This window comes from Streptococcus sp. HMSC072C09, assembly GCF_001813105.1.
Classification (GTDB): domain Bacteria; phylum Bacillota; class Bacilli; order Lactobacillales; family Streptococcaceae; genus Streptococcus.
The window spans coordinates 194564-215029 of the sequence record NZ_KV811500.1 but is presented as its reverse complement, the minus strand read 5'-3'; the positions used below and the strand labels follow the sequence as shown (position 1 = coordinate 215029).

At 38.1% G+C, this 20466-nt stretch carries 20 protein-coding genes and 2 pseudogenes; 1 reads left to right on the top strand and 21 read right to left on the bottom strand.

Going from position 1 to position 20466, the window contains the following annotated elements:
* Positions 1–54 precede the first annotated feature (54 nt).
* From dnaK to HMPREF2893_RS05425, 10 genes are all read right to left on the bottom strand, one after another.
* Positions 55–1878, bottom strand: coding sequence for a molecular chaperone DnaK (gene dnaK / locus HMPREF2893_RS05470; RefSeq protein ID WP_003010159.1), 1824 nt, complete (start codon positions 1876–1878; stop codon positions 55–57).
* 244 nt (positions 1879–2122) lie between these two features.
* Positions 2123–2647 (bottom strand): nucleotide exchange factor GrpE, encoded by a 525-nt coding sequence (gene grpE / locus HMPREF2893_RS05465; RefSeq protein ID WP_301355021.1) that lies wholly within the window; start codon positions 2645–2647, stop codon positions 2123–2125.
* Between the two features lie 24 nt (positions 2648–2671).
* Positions 2672–3706: a heat-inducible transcriptional repressor HrcA gene (gene hrcA, locus HMPREF2893_RS05460; protein ID WP_003004578.1), complete on the bottom strand. Its 1035-nt coding sequence runs from the start codon at positions 3704–3706 to the stop codon at positions 2672–2674.
* Positions 3707–3874: 168 nt separating this feature from the next.
* The gene (locus HMPREF2893_RS05455; protein WP_049518517.1) at positions 3875–4648 is read right to left on the bottom strand and encodes a M15 family metallopeptidase; all 774 of its coding nucleotides are present in this window, start codon (positions 4646–4648) and stop codon (positions 3875–3877) included.
* The gene (locus tag HMPREF2893_RS05450) at positions 4638–5339 is read right to left on the bottom strand and encodes a histidine phosphatase family protein (RefSeq protein ID WP_031576016.1); all 702 of its coding nucleotides are present in this window, start codon (positions 5337–5339) and stop codon (positions 4638–4640) included. Before HMPREF2893_RS05450 ends, HMPREF2893_RS05455 begins: the two co-directional genes overlap by 11 nt.
* Positions 5340–5462: 123 nt before the next feature.
* Entirely contained in the window at positions 5463–6152 is a 690-nt protein-coding gene (locus tag HMPREF2893_RS05445) for a histidine phosphatase family protein (RefSeq protein WP_070674864.1), read from the bottom strand.
* Between the two features lie 81 nt (positions 6153–6233).
* Positions 6234–7571 (bottom strand): PFL family protein, encoded by a 1338-nt coding sequence (locus HMPREF2893_RS05440; RefSeq protein WP_070674861.1) that lies wholly within the window; start codon positions 7569–7571, stop codon positions 6234–6236.
* Positions 7572–7589: 18 nt separating this feature from the next.
* Positions 7590–7856: an ACT domain-containing protein gene (locus tag HMPREF2893_RS05435; protein ID WP_003004214.1), complete on the bottom strand. Its 267-nt coding sequence runs from the start codon at positions 7854–7856 to the stop codon at positions 7590–7592.
* 284 nt (positions 7857–8140) lie between these two features.
* Positions 8141–9262 carry a VanZ family protein gene (locus tag HMPREF2893_RS05430; protein ID WP_070674857.1) on the bottom strand — a complete coding sequence of 374 codons (1122 nt, stop codon included), beginning with the start codon at positions 9260–9262 and terminating at the stop codon, positions 8141–8143.
* Positions 9263–9406: 144 nt separating this feature from the next.
* Positions 9407–9997, bottom strand: a complete 591-nt coding sequence (locus tag HMPREF2893_RS05425) for a rhomboid family intramembrane serine protease (RefSeq protein ID WP_070674853.1) — start codon at positions 9995–9997, stop codon at positions 9407–9409.
* Positions 9998–10307: 310 nt separating this feature from the next.
* Between HMPREF2893_RS05425 and HMPREF2893_RS05415 the strand changes: the two genes are divergently transcribed.
* Positions 10308–10511, top strand: a complete 204-nt coding sequence (locus HMPREF2893_RS05415) for a CsbD family protein (RefSeq protein WP_023919356.1) — start codon at positions 10308–10310, stop codon at positions 10509–10511.
* A gap of 797 nt (positions 10512–11308) precedes the next feature.
* Here HMPREF2893_RS05415 and HMPREF2893_RS05410 read toward each other — a convergent pair.
* From HMPREF2893_RS05410 to HMPREF2893_RS05360, 11 genes and pseudogenes are all read right to left on the bottom strand, one after another.
* Entirely contained in the window at positions 11309–12094 is a 786-nt protein-coding gene (locus HMPREF2893_RS05410) for an ABC transporter permease (RefSeq protein WP_003013947.1), read from the bottom strand.
* Between the two features lies 1 nt (position 12095).
* A complete protein-coding gene (locus HMPREF2893_RS05405; RefSeq protein ID WP_003013825.1) occupies positions 12096–12890 on the bottom strand; it encodes an ABC transporter permease in 795 nt (264 codons plus the stop codon).
* Positions 12887–13873: an ABC transporter ATP-binding protein gene (locus HMPREF2893_RS05400; protein ID WP_070674850.1), complete on the bottom strand. Its 987-nt coding sequence runs from the start codon at positions 13871–13873 to the stop codon at positions 12887–12889. Before HMPREF2893_RS05400 ends, HMPREF2893_RS05405 begins: the two co-directional genes overlap by 4 nt.
* The gene (locus tag HMPREF2893_RS05395) at positions 13866–14069 is read right to left on the bottom strand and encodes a hypothetical protein (protein WP_003010127.1); all 204 of its coding nucleotides are present in this window, start codon (positions 14067–14069) and stop codon (positions 13866–13868) included. Before HMPREF2893_RS05395 ends, HMPREF2893_RS05400 begins: the two co-directional genes overlap by 8 nt.
* A 670-nt stretch (positions 14070–14739) precedes the next feature.
* Entirely contained in the window at positions 14740–15060 is a 321-nt protein-coding gene (locus HMPREF2893_RS05390) for a hypothetical protein (protein WP_050973862.1), read from the bottom strand.
* Positions 15061–15272: 212 nt separating this feature from the next.
* The gene (cadX, locus tag HMPREF2893_RS05385) at positions 15273–15611 is read right to left on the bottom strand and encodes a Cd(II)/Zn(II)-sensing metalloregulatory transcriptional regulator CadX (RefSeq protein WP_049501100.1); all 339 of its coding nucleotides are present in this window, start codon (positions 15609–15611) and stop codon (positions 15273–15275) included.
* 11 nt (positions 15612–15622) lie between these two features.
* A complete protein-coding gene (locus HMPREF2893_RS05380; RefSeq protein ID WP_315940878.1) occupies positions 15623–16237 on the bottom strand; it encodes a CadD family cadmium resistance transporter in 615 nt (204 codons plus the stop codon).
* Between the two features lie 299 nt (positions 16238–16536).
* Positions 16537–18600: a heavy metal translocating P-type ATPase gene (locus HMPREF2893_RS05375; protein ID WP_002893754.1), complete on the bottom strand. Its 2064-nt coding sequence runs from the start codon at positions 18598–18600 to the stop codon at positions 16537–16539.
* Position 18601: 1 nt separating this feature from the next.
* Positions 18602–18880, bottom strand: a complete 279-nt coding sequence (locus HMPREF2893_RS05370) for a DUF6110 family protein (RefSeq protein WP_002893755.1) — start codon at positions 18878–18880, stop codon at positions 18602–18604.
* A 180-nt stretch (positions 18881–19060) separates the two neighbouring features.
* Positions 19061–19651, bottom strand: a pseudogene (locus HMPREF2893_RS05365) (transposase); the annotation flags it as partial.
* Between the two features lie 486 nt (positions 19652–20137).
* Positions 20138–20466: pseudogene (locus HMPREF2893_RS05360) on the bottom strand (TIGR00341 family protein); the annotation flags it as partial.

Genomic DNA, 20466 nt, shown 5'->3' with positions numbered 1-20466 from the left:
AACGCCTCGCTCTCCGATTTTCAAGCTCGGGATAAAATAGTCCACTGGACTATTTTATTTTTCCGTAAACTCTCCGTCTACGACGTCATCGCCTGCGTTGCCTGATGCTTGTGCTCCTTCAGCTCCTGCTTGTGCTTGTTGTGCTGCTGCAGCTTGTTCGTAGAGTTTAACAGCCAATGCTTGTGCTTTTTCGTTCAAGGCTTCAAGTTTCGCTTTCATTTCTTCAAGGTTACCTGATTCTTGAGCTTTCTTAAGATCATCCAATCCTGCTTGAGCTGCGTCACGTTCTGCATCGAAGCCTTTGCCTTCAGTTTCTTTGATTGTCTTTTCAGTCGCAAAGATAGCTTGGTCTACTTCGTTACGAAGGTCTACTTCTTCTTTACGTTTCTTATCTGCTTCAGCGTTTGCTTCTGCATCTTTCATCATGCGGTCGATTTCTTCGTCTGTCAAACCTGAATTAGATTGGATCACAATAGTTTGTTCTTTTTGAGTTCCAAGGTCTTTGGCTTTAACAGACACGATACCGTTCTTATCGATGTCGAATGTTACTTCGATTTGTGGGATACCACGAGGTGCAGCTGGGATATCTGTCAATTGGAAACGTCCAAGCGTCTTGTTATCTGCTGCCATTGGACGTTCCCCTTGAAGAACGTGGATATCAACGGCTGGTTGGTTGTCTGCTGCAGTTGAGAAGACTTGTGATTTAGAAGTTGGAATTGTAGTGTTGCGGTCGATGAGTTTTGTGAAGACTCCACCCATTGTTTCGATACCAAGTGACAATGGTGTTACGTCAAGAAGGACAACATCTTTGACATCACCAGTGATCACACCACCTTGGATCGCAGCACCCATAGCCACAACTTCATCAGGGTTCACTGATTTGTTTGGTTCTTTACCAGTTTCAGCTTTAACAGCTTCTACAACGGCAGGGATACGAGTTGAACCACCGACAAGGATGACTTCGTCGATATCTGACAAGCTCAAACCTGCATCTGAAAGGGCTTGACGAACTGGAGTTTTCGTACGTTCTACAAGGTCACGAGTCAAATCGTCGAATTTCGCACGAGTCAAGGTCATTTCCAAGTGAAGAGGTCCAGCAGCTCCTGCAGTGATGAACGGCAAGCTGATTTGAGTTGAAGTCACACCAGAAAGGTCTTTCTTCGCTTTTTCAGCTGCGTCTTTCAAACGTTGAAGCGCCATCTTGTCTGTTGACAAGTCGATACCGTTTTCTTTCTTGAATTCTTCAACCATGTGGTCGATGATTTTTTGGTCAAAGTCGTCACCACCGAGTTTGTTATCCCCTGCAGTTGCCAATACATCAAAGACACCATCACCCAATTCAAGGATAGATACGTCGAATGTACCACCACCAAGGTCGAATACCAAGATTTTTTCTTCTTTATCAGTCTTATCCAAACCGTAAGCAAGGGCTGCTGCTGTTGGTTCGTTGACGATACGTTCTACTTCAAGACCAGCGATTTTACCAGCGTCTTTAGTTGCTTGACGTTGTGCATCGTTGAAGTAAGCTGGAACTGTGATAACAGCTTTGGTTACTTTTTCACCAAGATAATCTTCAGCGTAGCCTTTCAAGTATTGAAGAATCATAGCTGAAATTTCTTGTGGTGTGTATTCTTTACCGTTTGCAGAAACTTTTTCAGAAGTACCCATCTTAGATTTGATAGAGATGATGGTATCTGGATTTGTTACTGCTTGACGTTTTGCAGCGTCACCAACGATGATTTCACCGTTTTTGAATGACACAACAGATGGAGTTGTGCGGTTACCTTCTGGGTTTGCGATAATTTTTGATTCAGTTCCTTCAAGAACTGCTACTGCTGAGTTTGTTGTACCTAAGTCAATACCGATAATTTTAGACATATGTTTTTCTCCTTAAGTTTTATCTTCTTTTTTTCTTTTTGATATTTCCCTTAAGTGGTGACGACGTGAGCAACTCCCTTCGGGATTTCATCACTTATTTTTGAGCCTACTGTCTCAAAAATCCCCTATTTCAGTAGCACAAGCTACTGAAACTTTCACCACGGCGGGAAATATCTTCCTTGCAAGCCTCCGGCTTGCGTTTTATCTTTCTTTCATAGTTTAGTGTCGTTTCGGACAAGACAGACTAGTTATAAACCACTACCATGGCTGGGCGCAGGATGCGGTCATGGAGTTTGTAGCCTTTTTGGAAGACTTGTGCGATGGTGTCTGCTGGATGTTCATCATCTGCAGGCAAGGTTTGGATGGCCATGTGGTAGTTATGGTCAAAGGCTCCGTCCGCTGGAATTTCTTCGATTCCTTCTTCTTTCAGAGCATGTACCAAACTTTCTTGGACCATTTCCAAGCCCTTCTTCACATCATCTGTCAATCCTTCGACGGCAAGGGCACGTTCGAGGTTGTCCAGTGATGGTAAGATCGCTTTTGCCAAATCTTGGCTACGGTATTTTTGTAATTGTTGACGTTCTTCATTGGCACGGCGCTGAATATTTTGCATTTCTGCATGAGCACGAAGGTATTTGTTTTCAAATTCCTCGGCACGCGCTTGTGCTTCTTCTAACTCAGAAGGTTGGTTGCTTTCCTCTACAACTTCTTCAGTTGTTTGGGCAACTTCCTCTTCTTTCACGTCTTCTTTTTTGATATCTTCTGTCAAGGCATACACCCCTTTCATTTGGTCTTAATTTACTTCATAATGGTTGCTGTTGAGGTAACGGTAGTAGTCCGTCAACTTCATAACCAGTACCCGTCCGATGACATTGACCAGGCTAATCACACGCCTGTAATCCATCTCTACGGGACCGATCACATGCATGAGGGCCATCCCACGATAAGGAACCAAGAACTTGTGGCTAATCACCGTCACATTCTTCAAGGCCTTCTCTTGAGATTCTGCAACCAGGATCTGGGTCATTTGGTCTTCCGGCATTCCCCCTCGTAACTCCAAGGCTACATGTTGGGGATTATCTAAGAACTGATAGGTCTGAAGATCGGCGTAGGTTAATGATGAAACCTTTCCTTCTACAAAGACCAGTTCTTGAAACAGTTGCGAGAAGACGTAATCAAAGAGATCCAGCACATTGTCTGTCGTCTTGAAATAGCGCTGTACAATCTGTGGAATCTCTGTCCGCAAACGGTAGTGGATATCCAAGACTGTATTTCCAATGAAACGCTCTTGAACCAGCTGATGGAAGATTTCCAAGTCACTGGTTAAGAAATTCTTTGGAATGGCAAACTGGACGGTGACAGGCTTTGATTCATCCAAGGTCAGAACCGCCAAAGCATCGTGGTTGGATAATGGAACAATCTCAAAACCAGTCAAGCGCTGACGTGTCGGTTCAACATCCTGAATCACTGCGGTGTAACCCGTCATCTGGGCTAGTAACTTGGCCGTAGCATCCAAGATATCGTCTAATTTAAAGGCTTCGAAATCAAAGGCTTTCACCACCTGGTAGACATCTTGCTCATCAATCAACTCTAGATCAAGGGAGTTCTGAACAAAATATTGAAAACCAGCTCGACTAGGCATGCGGCCACTCGAAGTGTGGGCCTTTTCTAGTAAGCCTTGTTTTTCGAGAGCAGCCATGTCATTTCGAATGGTCGCACTACTGGATTGAATGACATCTTGTAGCGCTTTTGAACCGACTGGTTCGTGGGTCTTGGTAAAGATATCGACAACAAGATTGAGAATCTCATTTTGACGTTCTGTAACCATGACCTCACCTCTCTTTCATTTTTTAGCACTCTAAACACTTAAGTGCTAAACCATGATTCTATTATACACCCATCCAAAAGAAAGTCAAGAGAAAAAACCAAAAAATTAGCACTCTTTTTTCAAGAGTGCTAAAAATCATTCTTAAGACCTAGAGAAGTAAATCTCCTCTTATTTGCCAGCTTTTTTCAAGAGCTGAATATATTCTTCCAATACTAGCTGATGCTTGGCCATATACTGAGCATTTTCTACGCCAACATAACGGAAATGCCAATTCTCAAAATTCACACCCGTGATGTTGCTCTTCCCATCTGGGTAGCGAAGCACAAAGCCATATTGTGGTGCGATGGCAGCCAGCTGCAAGCCCAACTCATCACTTTGGCCAGCTTCGACACTCATATCAATCGCAAGCCCCGTCTGATGTTCACTCGCACCAGGGACCTGTACCTGGGTCTGCACCTGCTTTTCAGCTTCTTCGTGCGAAAGGCCGCTAGCCTCTAGTTGCGCAACACGCTCATTATAGAGCTCTGTTTGTTCGGCCACACTTCGATAGCCTGATATCAAGGTTTCTTCTGGGGCAATTTTTCGAGCTGCTTCTAAAAATTGACGAGTTGGCTCTACAATCCGACTATCCACTTTGATAGCATCCACATCTGTCAATTGTGGGTTCAGCTCAGGCTTCACATTGTCACGATTGACCAAGATCAACTGCCAGTCTTTGGTCGAAACGGCTGGTAAATCTGATTTTTCTTCCTTTTTCTTAGAAGAAGAGGGAGTCGTTACAGCTGTTTTTTTAGCCTTCCAAAACTGAAGCCCTGAAAACAAGCTTGGCTTCGCTAAGTAAACACCAATTCCTGATCCAAGGACCACAAGAAGAAAGAAACTCAATAGGTAAGGCCACCATTTCTTACGTTTTTTTCTTGCGCGTCTATACTTATTCGTCATGGCCACCCTCTAGAAGTTTTGCTCCAACCTTACGATAGGACAGATCCCCAATCTTTTCAATATGAAAGGCACCATCTTCATAGGCCAAAACCGTCACGCTTCCGTTGTCCAAGACCAATTCTTCGACCGCTTTTGGATCAATGAGATAAATCAAGGTCGTAATGGTCATACCATGGCTAACCACAATAGCATTGCCACCGCCAGCTGCTTCTACCTCTTTTGCGATAGCCTCAAATCCTTCTTTGATCCGACTACTCAAGGTTCCCCAGGATTCAGCCCAACCAGTGGTATCCACTTCGACGATCCCTTCTGCTAACTCCATCAGGCTCAACTGATGGAAATCATCGACCTTAAAGACACGGGGTAAAACTCCCATGAAGAGATCGCCATCATAAGCACCGTCAAAACTACCAAAACACCACTCGCGGATCCGTTTGTCATAACGATAAGGGATTTTCCCTGTCAGACCGAGTTCTTGAAGAATAATTCCCATGGTTTGAATGGTGCGTCCAGAATCACTCGAAACAGCCTCTTCAAAAGAAAGCCCAGCTTCCTTGAGACCAAGTCCTAATTCTCGAATCCCACGCTCTCCTGCTTCTGTCAGCGGAGTGTCTGACCAGCCCTGTGCCCGCCCAATGGTATTAAACATGGTTTTTCCATGACGAGCAATATATAATCTGGTTTTTGTCATTGTATTACCTCCGTATGTATCTCTTTCATTATATCATTTTTTGCAAAAAGAAAGTAGGAAAGCTCTTACAAGTTTTGAGAAAAAGAAAAGGCCATGACCAAAGGGTCAGCCTTTCATTATGGACTAGGATTCTTGCAAGCTTTCACCGACCTCACGGTAACTGCTATCTCCAATCCCCTTAACCGTCAATTTTCCATCTTCATATTCTACAAGGGTAACACTACCATTTGAAAGAGGCAGATTGAGATTTGGTTTTCCTTCGACCAAGCAGACTAAGGTCTGAATGGTCCAACTATGGCTGACCACCAAGGCATTGCCTCCACCATTTTCTTCTACTTCTTTGGCGATGGCTTCAAAACCTTCTAGGATTCGGCTTTTTAAAACTTCCCAAGGTTCAGCCCAATTCGCTGTATCTACTTGGCAGATGCCATTAGCCAAGTCTTCCAAGGTCAGGGTCTTATAATCTTCTACATCTAGCACACGTGGCACGACACCGTGAAAGAGCTCCCCTCCATAGGCACCATCAAAACTTCCAAAACACCACTCGCGGATCCGTTTGTCAAAGCGATAAGGAATCTGGTCTTTCAAGCCCAATTCATCAAGAATGATCCCCATGGTCTGAATGGCACGGCCTGAATCACTGGAATAAGCTCGAGTAAACTCCAAACCGGACTCACGCAAGCCGATTCCTAGAGCTTGAATCCCTCGTTCTCCTTCTGCTGTCAAGGGCGTATCGGACCAACCTTGAACACGGCCAATGGTATTAAACATGGTTCTCCCATGACGAATCACAAATAATCTTGTTTTAGCCATCTTGTCTCCTTTTGCAAGAAAAATGTCTGGAGTTTCATTATCACAGACTTTTCTATTTTCTTCTATTATACTAGATTTCTCTTAGTTTTTAAAGCTATGAACTGGAGCTGGAATTTGGCCACCACGGGCAATAAAGTCAGCTGACGAAGCCTTGTTGACCTTCATTACCGGAGCAGACCCAAGAAGTCCACCAAGCTCTAACATATCGCCTTCCTTGCCATAAGGAATGATCCGAACGGCTGTTGTCTTTTGGTTGATCACCCCGATAGCTGCTTCATCGGCGATCATGGCCGCAATGGTCGTATCTGGAGTATCAGCTGGGATAGCAATCATATCCAGACCAACCGAGCAGATGGCTGTCATGGCTTCCAATTTTTCCAGGTTGATATGGCCTGATTGGACCGCCGCAATCATCCCTTCATCTTCTGAGACCGGAATGAAAGCACCTGACAACCCACCGACTTGGTTACAAGCCATGATCCCGCCTTTTTTCACTTGGTCATTGAGCAAAGCTAGTGCTGCTGTTGTCCCGTGGGTTCCTACTACTTCAAGCCCCATGGCTTCAAGGACACGGGCAACCGAATCCCCAACAGCTGGCGTTGGTGCGAGAGACAAGTCTACAATCCCAAACTCAACACCGAGACGTTCACTAGCCATTTGACCCACTAATTGGCCAACACGGGTAATCTTGAAAGCTGTCTTCTTGACTGTTTCCGCCAATACATCAAAGCTAGCGCCTGGAACTTTTTCGATCGCCCGTTGGACGACACCAGGTCCTGAAACCCCAACGTTGATGACGACATCCGCTTCACCAACACCGTGGAAAGCTCCTGCCATGAAGGGGTTATCTTCTACTGCATTGGCAAAGACCACGAGCTTACCTGGCCCCATTGGATCTGCTTGGGATGCTTCTTTAATGATACGGCCCATATCTCGAACAGCTGTCATATTGATCCCTGTCTTGGTCGATCCGATATTGACTGAAGAGCAGACAAAATCCGTCTCTGCAAGGGCACGAGGAATGGAATTAATGAGGATTTCATCCCCCTTTTGGTAGCCTTTTTGAACCAGGGCTGAGAAGCCACCGATAAAGTTGACCCCAACTTCCTTAGCCGCATGATCCAGTGCCTTAGCAAAGGGCACATAGTCTGTCGCATTGGTTGCTGCCCCGATAATGGAAATTGGAGTGACTGAAACCCGCTTATTCACAATGGGAATACCAAGTTCTGCCGCAATCTCATCCCCCACAGCCACTAAGTCTTTAGCCTTTGTCACAATCTTATGGTAGACTTTTTCCGCTGCCTTATCGATATCCGGATCAATACAATCTAGAAGGGAGATCCCCATGGTGATGGTCCGAACATCGAAGTTCTGCTCCTCAATCATGGCAATGGTTTCTGTTACCTGTCTAATGTCCATAAATTCTCAACCCCTATCTTACAAATTGTGCATAGCATCAAAAATCGCTGCACTTTGGATATTGATTTTCACATGCAGAGACTGACCGAATTCTTCTAACTCTGAACGAAGCTGTGTGAAATCTTTTTTCTCATCTGACGATACGACCGCCATCATGGTGAAGTACTCATCCAATACAGTTTGAGAGATATCATCGATATTGAGTCCTAATTCTGCTACTTTCGTTGCAACACCCGCTACGATTCCTTTTTGGTCTTTACCAACGACTGTAATAATTGCTTTCATTTCACTGCTCCATTCTATCTATTTACTTCCATTGTAGCACAATCCCCTTAAAATCACCCTTCTCAACTGGGAACGTTCGGATATATTAAACGTGTATAAAAAAATAAAGAGGCTGGGACAAAAATCCTAGCCTCTCAATTATTTTTAGGTTGTCGAGCAAGACGCAGTGGTTGAGTGGGCTCTACTACGCTGATTTCATCAGCTTTTACAGCCCTACTCAACTGTGCAGAGGTGGGACGACGAAATCGAATTCTAACGAATTACCGATTTCTGTCCCACTCTCTCTATTTTGACGATTCAGTTTCATCCTTTATGATCTCTTTCTTCACGCGCACCGTACTCTCATACTCAGTCCCAGCTAGACGGTCAAAGGGAAAGCGACGATTGAGCAAGATGATGGCAAGGGTGAGGATCAGGTACAATAAGAGCATAAAGAAGAGCAATAAAATCATGGACAGGGTTAAGAGGGAATTGTCCGTCAAATCGCTATTCAAGAGCGAAATCAAATAGAACAACCCTTGAGGAATCAAGTAGAAATAACCTACTACTAGGATTCCCCGCCAGATGGTGCGAAGCCATTTTTGCTTGTCAAAATGCAAGCGGAATTTCAACAAAGCCATTCCCAAGGTTTTGCCACGCCACAAGGGAATCAAGCCAAAATAGACAGCCAAAACCGCTACATAAGGAATCATCTCTAAACGCTCGATTACCGCGTAAAGCAAGGAAAGCATCACAAAGTCGATCAAGAAGGCAAGACCCATCCGAAAACCAGATACTCTGGTCCCTACTCGGAAAGAATGCTCGTCAATTTCGTCTCGTGTTGGCAATAACCATACCAGGAACCAACCGAGCAGATAACCCACTCCACCACCAGTGGTATTTTGAATAATATCATCGACATCTGCTAGGCGGTAAGGACCCGGATACAGAAAATAGAGACCTGATAACTGGGTCAGCTCCAAAAAGAGACTAAAGAGGGCTGTCAGAAGAATCGTTTTCTTAAAACCACACTTGAAATAATAGCGTAGATACATCCCAAAAGGAATCAACATCAGGACATTAAAGGCAGGCACATAAAAAGTTGGATGCTTAAGGGCTTGAATCCATGTACCAGTCTGCGCTAGATCAAAGGGGCTCTCCTTGAAAAAATCCACTACAAAAGCAAAGGGATGGAGATTGACCATTTCCGAGTAGCTAGTATGAATCTTACTTGGATCCGGCAGAGGCAAGATCACCAGCAGATAGACCGTCATCAAGTAAAGCATAAAAGAATAGAAAATCAGCACCCGCAATTTATTGACCGAACCATATTTTCGATAATTCAAAATCATGTAGGGCAAGGTCAGCAAAAATGCCAGGAAAGGAAAGAGCTGAACAGCCGTTTTAATAGTAGAGATATACCCCATTGTGTCTCCTTTTTTTCGTTATAAAATCACCCTTTGCACAATGACAAAAGGTGATTTCTTCATTGATATAGAATATTATACGGCCCGGTAGAGGAAGAGTCAAGGAAGTACGATGAAAACCTTACTGAGGAGCCGTCTTAATAGTCAGCTTCTCCCCTTCAAGATATTACTTCCGATAAAGACCAATAGATAACTCACAATCCCTGAAAGATGCAATAGTGTTGAGATCCATCCGGTGATTGCTGGTAAGAGCATGAGGCCAGATAGAAAAATTAAGAATAGATAAAACAGTTTTACGGTGCGTGAAAATTCTTTCCACACGTTTGGCAGGAGCATAATCCCTCCGGTTACAAAGGCGTATCCTACAGCAGAGATCCCTGTTGCCTGAATGTCTTGCCCCTGGGTTAAGAGGTGAAAAACGATGGAAGAAAGGACTGTCGCCGTCACAAAAACAATCAAGACTTGTCTGGAGCCTCTTTTTCTTTCTAGCAGTCCTCCGAAAGGAAGGATCATGAGTCCATTTAACAACAAATGGACCCATAAAAACCAGATAGGTGCGCCTTTACTACCGTGCATCAGGGTCCCACTGACATATTGCCAACCATAGACCGGCTTCGAATGAAAGGCCAATAGGTCATACATAGCATCCCCATAAAAGGAAGTCAACAGGCCGAGCAACAAACAAGTTAAAGACAAAGTACTGACAACGGGGTAGGTTTTGAGGATTCTTTTCATGTTTCTCTTCTCTTTTTCAAAAAATAGCGTTACGATGTATCCATTCACGACCATTATACCATTTATTTTATTGGAGACAGAAAAGTTTTTGGCTTCTTTCGTTATCTTTGCTGGAAATCCTGAAAGTCGTGACCTATTAGTCGATCATTATTCAGACCTCATCCCTATTATTAGAATGCCGGAGCGGATATTTGACTTTCCATTTCAGAGGGCATATAATTATACTAATCTGAACTAAATAGTTTTAATTTTTTAAATGAACTGTCTTAAATTCAGATTAAAAAACTATTTACTTAACGGAGGTGACGCTATGTCATTAGAAGAAAAATTGAACCAAGTGAAGGGTTCTGTTAAAGAAGGCTTCGGTAAATTAACCGGTGATACAAAAACAGAAGCTGAAGGCACTGCTGAAAAAGTTGCTTCAAAAGCAAAAGAAGTTGCTGAAGATGCAAAAGAAGCTGTCGAAGGAGCTATCAAGGGCGTTAAAAATATCTTTCATAAAGAAGACAAATAGTCTTTAACATCCTAGACCCACTCTATTTTCTACAGTCATGTTTGACCGTGGAAGATAGGGTGGGTTTTTATTTTCCATTTATCTTAGGTATAGAAAAAACACCCCGAAGGGTGCTCTTTGTAAGTATAGTAATTCTTTCGAATTAACATTTTGCGTGCAGTGGTTGCTATCCATTCAAATATCGCTTCGCTTGTTTTCTTGGGGCAACTGTGCATAGCATATCTCTACGCGACTAAAGTCGCTAGAGCTATCCTAATTGCGCACCGCTAGTTCTCATACAAAAAACACCTTGCAAGATGCAAAGTGTTTTCGTTTGTATTCTGCTTTCCAGCAACGAATTAACGTTTAGAGGCAATTGACTTCGTCGAATTGCAGCCGTATTTGTAAGTGGCTAAAGCCACAACAACTACGTCAACTGCCACAATTTAGTATGAAAACATAAAAAGAACACCTCGAAAGGTGTTCTTTGTAAATATTGTAATTCTTTCGAATTAACGTTTACTAAATTGTGAAGCTTTACGAGCTTTCTTAAGACCTGGTTTGACACAGTTGGATTTCAGGTACTTTCAGTTTAGCTTTATATCAACCATCATCAAAATCCAACTATTTTCTTATTTTAAAAAATATGAATAAGTTTGATTGAATGAGGGAATTTCTTTAAATTTTTTCTTAGCACCTATAAGTTAATAATACTATTCTTTAAATTATAGTTTATAATTATCTGATGTTTCAATGACCACAAAACAAAGTACAGCGAATCACTTCCTTTAGTCAAACATATAACTGAACAACATTGTTTATCTTCCTGCACTTTCATATTTTTTCAATCCTTTTCTAAAAATTGTACGACTGATAATAATCAAAAAAACTGTAAAAACTATTTGATAGAAAAATAGGTTCAATGTATCTTTCCCTAAAAATATTAATACTGCAGGATTGGCAATTAATAAATTGGGAACAAATAACATAGTGATCAATCTGTTAATACCTGTAAAAATATTATATGGATACTTAGAAATTCCAATATAATTCAAAAATACATCTACTTTTGAAAATTTAGTTGGGAACCAAAATGAACTAATCGTTATTAGAAACCAAATTGAATAATATATAATACAACCACACATTAAAGAAAGGATATAAAATAATATTTTTAATGAATTTAAATGTACATTTAAATTTCCATAACTTATAAAAATGATCGCAAGACCAAAAAAAGTATTCACGAATTGAACTAAATTAAATGATCTAAAAATATAGAACAACTGAGTATCAAACGGCCTCAATAAAATTTGATCCAAGTTACCACTCAAAATATCTGATTCTAAAATTCCCATACTTCTAATTAACAATCCCATCATAACTCCATCTACAATAGTGTAGGAACCTACCAAAAATAAAATTTGATAATAGTCCCAACCATTAAAAGAGTCTATGTTTAAGAAAATCAATCTAAAAAATACAATAGGTAAACCAATCCACAGTATCGACGAAAATAGACCACAAAAGAAGTCAAAATGAAAATTCATATCAGATTTAAAACCAAAATGAAGTAGCCTAAAAATTACTTTTATTCTAAACATTTTATCCTCCCACATTTGAGAAGTGCTCCACTCCTTTTCTCAATATGAATCTTGATATAATATAAAAAATGATGCACCAAATCAATTGAATACAAATAATTCTCAAATAGTCTATTAATTTATATGTATCATTACTAAACATCTGAAGCGGTTCATATACTAAGTATTTAAAAGGTAATACATCTAAAAACAGACGAAAATTATTTGAAAAAAAACTTAAAGGCAATAATATTCCTGATAAAAACTGAATTACTATTTCTTTAACAGTAAGGACAAAAAATATATTTTCTAACCAAAAAGAAAGCATACCTACACAACATGATATTAAAAACCATAGAACCATAGATAGAATAATTGCAATACTTCCTAAAATAAGAATTTCAATGGTTAATAACTCATTCTTGTAATAAACACTGGAGAATAAAATGACAGGAATGATGATAAATAATAAATGAGCAAGCCTATCTCCAAGCATTTTACAAAAATAATACTTATAAAAAGTAACAGGTTTTATTAATATGCTAAAAAAATTTCCTGAATGAACATCGTCATTGATTTCCCAATCAACTGGATAAAAAACAAAATATGAAAAAATTATAGTCCCCAAATAGTATTGAACCATTGAGGTAAAATCATATCCTGCTATATTTATCTGGTTACTCTGATATATATACGTCCATAAAAATACTGATATCATAATTTGTATACTTGCCTGTAACATTAACAATAGTACACTTGATTTATAGTTCAAAATAGATCGAAATGATATCAGAATAATAGACATTTCTTTTTTCAATTGTGCTCCTTTTTTGTAAAATAGTTTTGTAAAATAATTTCTTCTAAAGAAAGATTTGATATTTCAAAATCTTCTATATCTACAAGCTTATTGATTGATTCTAATGTCTCAAAGACAAAATCTCTAGGTATTTTTAGTATACATTCCGATTTTGTTTGAGAAATGACTACTACTCCTTTAACAGAGCATAACTCTGGTACCAAATCTAATGTCATTTTTATCTTTAAATATTTAAAATCAGAAAATTTAGATAAAATAACATCCATTGACTCCTGCAAAATAATTTTTCCTTTGTCAATGACGATTAATTCGTCACAAACAGACGAAATATCATCCATATCATGACTCGTTAAAATAATAGTAGTATGACATTCTTCATTCATTTTCTTTAAAAATGTTCTGATATCTTTTTTAGACTGTATATCTAACCCTATAGTAGGCTCGTCTAAAAATAATATTTCCGGACTTGTTAAAGATGCCGCGATAAACTCCATTTTCATTTTTTGTCCAAGAGAGAGGGTCCGGACCTGCTGGTAAAGCTGATCTTTTACATTCAACAAATTGCTTAACTCCTGAATTCGTTCTTGTAAAATCGCCGGTTCTACCTCATATAAAGTACCAATCAATTGAAAATAATCTATAGCCGAAACATCTTGAAATAACTGTAATTTATTTCCTACTACTATTGAAATTTTTTTTCTAAAATTTATACTTCTTTCAAATGGAATTTCTCCATTCACTTCTAATTTTCCGGAACTAGGATAAAGAGTCCCAGTCAACATTTTAATCGTTGTGGATTTACCAGCTCCATTACTCCCAATAAAGCCAACTATACTCCCTCTCTTAATCGTAAAACTAATATCTTGAACAGCTCGAATCGTTATTTGATTACGTTTCAAAAATCTCTTGATAAATGGGAGTCTTGAATCAAAATTATAAAAATTTTTAGATAAATTCTGAGCATTAATAACTATTTCACTCATATATCTCTCCTTTCGATAAAATATATTTACTTGTACTTTTTCCATACTTTACCAAAATGCTAAAGATTGAGCTAAAATCTTCGGGATGGGTAAAATAATATTTGTCTTTAAAAAGTTTCTCAAAACCTTCAAGGCGATTATTGAAATCATTAAATTTTGTATTGTCTAGCTGGTTGAATGTCTCTTTAATATCCATAAACTTTCTCCGTGATTCTTTATTTCACTTTATAAATAGAAGAGTGTCTGTATATTTATAGATCCTCAAGAACTTGCATTTTATCAAGTATAAGTAGAATAGTATGTAAGGGTTTACATTTTCATATTATATGATTATTTAAGGAATCCGTCAATTTTCCACATTATTATATGACAAAATGTATTTTTTAAAAATGCAAAAATCTATGAGCAAGATGTTTGACTTCCTTTTTTAAACTATATATACTTATATTAACCTTAGAAAAGAAAAAATGTTTGAACAGATATTCAATAATAATTACTTTTTTTAAAATTAAAATTCGAACTTTAAATTTTTATCTTTTTTATATTATTGAGTAACCTAAATTGCCCAATTTGTAAAATTTAGCTAGACAAAAAAAGACATCCAAGAGAAATTTCTTAAATGTCTGTAAACGTTGATAGTATCGTGTTGATTAACGTTTTGATAATTGTGATGCTTTACGAGCTTTCTTAAGACCTGGTTTGGAAAGTATGGGTTTCAGTTGGACTAAAAACAGCGTATTATCAAGGCTTTTCAGAACGATATCTACTGATTAATTTCATAAAATATGAATCAATAGATTATAAATAGGGGAATAGTTTAGGTCTGTGAGCATTAAAATAATACACCTAACTTTGATCACCATTTTTTAGTTATTCACTCTTTTTTCAGATAGTGTTTTTAAAGTTATGATGTAAAATGCCGCAATTAAAACACTATACATCATAATCGGAGGATAGAGAATTAAGGATAGAATCAATCCCACTCCTTTAATTATTTGGTCAGGTATCAATAACTTTCTATATTGTGCGTTAGCTTCAAGTAATTCTTTCTGATCTATATTGGGTTTATCAATTACTTTATGTAAAAACCAGTTTGCTACCGTTGAAACAATAACGATCAGTCCATAAAAGAGCTGTGCCGTATGATTCATGAAATGACTACTAACTATTCCAGTAGCATAGGACATAAATGAAACAAAAAATAAAAGATACAAATCCTTTCAAATTCCTCCCTTTTCAACTTGGCTAACTTGACCTGCATTACCTAGGTCGCTTTGCTTTAAATTATACTTTTTTCTTAAACATTTGCTACGAGTAGTCTTTCTTGTGAGTAATTTTCATCAAAAAATTTCATAGATAAGTCCTATATATAATCATGATAAAGTAGTAAAAATAGTTGTTATCCTAGTTGATTAAAAAAGTCTTTGATTTCCTCATCTTTTATAAAATAATATATAATTTTCCCCTCTCTTCTAGTATCCAAGATGTTTTGATTGGCTAGTTTACGAAGATGGTGAGAGGCAGATGCCATACTGAGATTTAGTAAACAGGCTATATCACAGACACAGAGTTCTTCAACAGCAAGGAGATAAAAGATGATATTTATCTGTTTATTATCGGTAAACTTTGATAAAATACGAAGTGATTTTTGGACTTTTTCCTTTTCAAGGTAGTTCGTTGCGGTTATAACATTTTGTTGATTTATAACATCCACTTGACAGATACTATCTTTTTTCATAATTTTTTCTCCTAGCCGAACACAGCCCTCAGCATGTCAAAGCTGTTGTTTTCAATCAGGATATACATCCCCAATCCTAAATAGACAACGGCAATAAACCATCTGCTATATTTTTCCAAAGTTTCTCCAACAGAAGGGACTTGTGCCAATTTTTGGGCAGAAAAAACCAAGAGATAAATCATGACTAGAAAAGTAAGTAAAGTCACTATCAAATTCGCTAAATTTAAGGTTGTAAAATATGGGACAAAGACACCAATATTGTCAGCGCCACAACTTGCAAAAGTAATCATAGCGACTAGAAAAATCAAGTTTTTATTGTCTTTTCGCAAACCATCTTTTGCAATAGCTTCTCCATCAGAATCTCCTAAAAGCAAAACTTTGAGGCCTAGGAAAATTGGAATCAAACCGAGTAAACCTAAAATCTCTTTACTAGGAATATAATTTAAGACAAATGCAAAAAGTAAACTTAGCAATATTAGACTAACAGAGCCTAGAAATTGTCCTAAATAGATGTTAATGATGTCTTTTCTGCTTTTTCTTTTGGCAAAAAATAACATTAGGATAATAAGTAAGTCTACGGCTGTCCCAGAATACAGGATTATTGAAGTAACAATATTTTGAATCATAAAACACCTCATTCAAATATATTTTTGAATGTATTCTAACATTAAAATTTATAGATGTCAACTTAAAATCCACCAATTAATAATTGCATGTCAATATTTGTATTGTGAAACTAGTTTCAGAAATATATAATCTTAAAGTATGTCCACTGCCAATGGTTTTTTCAATATTTAAAAGGAGAGAACCAATTTGGTCCTCTCCAGGGTATAATTTTCCACCAACCCACTACAGTTGACAAAGAGCCGTTATTCTCAAATGAGACAACTCCTTTTAGTTTTTATAACCTCAGCTTCTCGGTCTCTTACCTACTTTTAATAGAAAGACTACGAAGGACGATTCTTAAAGTAGTCAGATTGTGCAATATCGAAAGATTAGATGGGCTTAACCAATTTAACAACCCAAATCCAATTAAACTTCCATTTATTACAACTGTTTCTTGAATATTTCTTTGAATTAATTTCTGCAACGATTCAGATAAAGAATTCAATTCCTCGAAGAAATCTAAACGATTATCTAATAATAAAATATCACTCATCTGCTTAGAAATATCAGCACTTTCATTCATCACAACCCCAATATCTGCAAGCGTCAAGGCAGCAGAGTCGTTTAACCCGTCTCCAACCATCAAAATAGTTCGGCCAGCTTTCTGTAATTCCTGAACCAACTGAAACTTACCATCTGGTTTTAAATCAGTATAAACGTTGTCAAATGGCAGATCTTTAACCAACTCTTCTGTTCTAGCCAACGTATCACCAGTTGCCAGAATCAGTTTTTTCCCTTGGCGCTTTAGCTTTTTCAATGCAACTTTCGCCTCGCTTCTCAAGGGAGTGTGGATACAAAACATCCCAATTAATTCTTTCTTATAAGCCAAAAACAATAAATTGTAATGAGTCTTATATTGCTCAATCAAGGCCAGCTGCTCAGAACTAATTCTTACCTGTTCGTCTTGCATTAGTACATAATTTCCAATGACAACCGATTGACCATCAATTTGCGATTTAATCCCTTTGCTTGCAACATACTGAAGCTTGCCATGCATTTCTTCGTGTTCAATGCCTTCAATTTCAGCTTGTTTAACAATTGCATTGGCAATAGGATGATAGATATGTTCCTCCAAACATGCACTTATTCTTAAAATATCTTTCTCAGTATAATCTCCGAAAGGAAGAACCTTTTCAACCAAAGGATAACTCGTCGTGATGGTACCCGTTTTATCAAACAAGAAAGTATCCACTTCCAGATATTTTTCTAATACATCACCATCTTTAATAACCATTTCTCGATTTAGACCTTCCTTTATGGCCGTAAGGTAGGCTACAGGTGTGGATATTTTTAGAGCACATGAAAAATCCACCAATAAAAAGGAAATGGCTTTTGAAAACGAACCTGTTAACAGATAAGTCAAACCAGCACCTAAGAAGTTATATTTTACAACCTTGTCTGCCATCCTAATAAAATGACGTTGTTTTGTCTTCTTACTCTCTTCAGATTTTTTCATCAGATTGATGAGTTGCAAAATACGACTGTTTATCTGATTATCAGTCACACGAATTCTTAACTCTCCTGTTTCCAAAACAGTATTCGCACATACAGAATCTCCCTCTTTCTTTTCAACAGGGAAGCTCTCTCCAGTCAAGGAACTCTCATTGACCATGCCTAATCCTGAAACCACTTGGCCGTCAAACAAGATTTCATTACCTTGGGAGACAACTAATACATCACCTACTTGAACATCAGAACTCTTGATGCTGATGACCATGTCTCCCCGCACTAAGAAAACATCACTTTCTTTAGCAAGAAGGCTTTGTTCCAAATCTGTTGCTGTTTTTTTTAAAGACCACTGATCCAGATGATTACCCAAATCAAGCATAAACATGATGTTGCTAGCTGTCTTGGATTGGTTCATAAACAAGGACAACAAAATGGCCGAACAGTCCAAGACCTCCATGGTTAGTTCCTTGCGCGCTAAAGTTTGATAGGCTTCTTTGACATAACCCAAAGCCTGATAACAAGTCCAAATATAACGAATAGGGTAGGGTACAAAACTTCGAAACAGCAAACGCTTAATCGCTGCACCCGATACAATTGAATAAGCACTCTCTTCTCTACGAATGGGAAGAGTCATCAAGTCCGAAACTTTCCCCTTGTCAATTTTTTTTAAAAAGGCCTCTGCATTTTCTAATACAGAGAAGCCTTCTTTCATACGTAGAGTAAAGTGCTGCTGATCCATATAAAACTGAATAGAGTCGATCCCTTTTTCATCTTTAGCCAAGGAACGAAGATAATCTTGAATATCCAAGGTCAGTGAAAACGAGGACGATAATCGGATATGTTGATATCCTCTGTGTAGCACTTTAAAAGACATATTATTCACCTGTCAGGCTATCTAATTGTTCTTCTTTCTTTTCCTGTTCGTATAAATATTTAGCGTCTTGTAAAACATCATCACCGTGTTGTTTTACAACAGAAACAGATGCATCCAGTCCATCTTTCAATTTGTAAGCTTTAGCCAAGGCCTTAGAATAGCCTTTCTTAGCTTCTTTACTTGCTAAGACTTTCAAGCCAAGCGTCCCAAATGCTACCCCTCCTAAGAAGAGAGATGATTTTTTCGCAACTTTTGCGACGTTTAATACTTCTTTTAACATGTTTATTTCCTCCTTGTAACTATTGTAGCGAAAAATGACAGCAAAAGCAATTGCTGATATCTGATATATAGATAAAATTCTCTATACTGATATTTAATTATATTATGATGAAAACAATATACTTTATTTTTTGATACTGTAAATAATTATGTGTAAACACTTAAGTAGAGTTACGGAGTGTTAATTAAATAAGCTTTCAAGTGTATCAGAACATTGACCAAACCCTTTATGGATTCGTTGACTTTGCTTGAAATTATAATCTTCAAACAACGTAACTAAGTAACGTTCCAGAGCCTCCTCATTAGGAAAAAGAACCTTCTTTTTCGTTTGATGTTTGATTTCTTTGTTAAGAGACTCAATGAGGTTTGTCGAATACATGCTGTGCCAAATCTGGTAGGGAAACTGATAAAAAGTTAAAAGATTATCCGTCTTCTCCAGACTTTCCATGACTTTCCTATACTTTGGTTTCCATTCGGCGAGAAAGTCCTCTAAAGCTTGTCCTGCCATTTCTAAATTTTCAGCACGATAAATCATTATAAATTGCCCCAGAATAACCGCTCTATCTGCTCGTTTCACTTTACTAGCTAGATTTCGACTAATATGAATTAAGCAACATTGTTGTTTAGCTAATGGGTGAGCCTGACTGATAATCTGCTCAAGCCCCTTAAAGCCATCTGTAACTACAAGAGAAATCTGTTGGATTCCTTGGTTTTGAAGCTTGTCTAACAGGGTGGACCAAGAAGCATTGTTTTCTTGAGGCAACTGTGCATAGCATATCTCTATGCGACTAAAGTCGCTAGAGCTATCCTAATTGCGCACCGCTAGTTCTCATACAAAAAACACCTTGCAAGATGCAAAGTGTTTTCGTTTGTATTCTGCTGTCCAGTAACGAATTAACGTTTACTAAATTGTGATGCTTTACGGGCCTTTTTCAAGCCTGGTTTGGAAAGTATGAATTTCAGTTGGACTAAAAACAGCGTAATATCAAGACTTTTCTCCGCTTTTATAAAAGCGTTTTTCCAATCAAATTCAACTAATTTTATCTAAATGGTGTGGATTTTACCCCCAAAATTACAGAGAATGGAGCTGATAAACACTAAACGTTCACACCATTAGTTAAATGATTTTTTTCATCATTTTTCTTAGATGATAGAACTTCTAATTTATTTCTTATTCAAGCAAAAACAACCTGCTATAAGTAAGAAAGAGGAAGATACAAGAAAAACACGGCGTAAAAACCGATTCAGTTCATTGTCCTCAATCCTTGTCTGCTTCATTTTCTTTTACGAGATCGTTTTGTGAATCTTTTTCAGAGAGTTTTTGATCAATATACTTGTCAATGTTTTCATAAAATTCCTTGGTCGCTTCACTATCTAATGTTGGCGAGTTCTGAACTTGATTCACTTTCAATTGAACAGATTGAATACCGTAAGAGGCTTGTTTTTGGTGGAGTGTTTCTAATTCTTCTTCTGAAATCGGATCTCCAACAACCGTCAAGACCAATTCATTGTTACTTGACTTGTAGACTTGATTAATAACCGTATAATTGGCGAACTCTTTTCCTACAAACTGTTTGATCCCTTCTT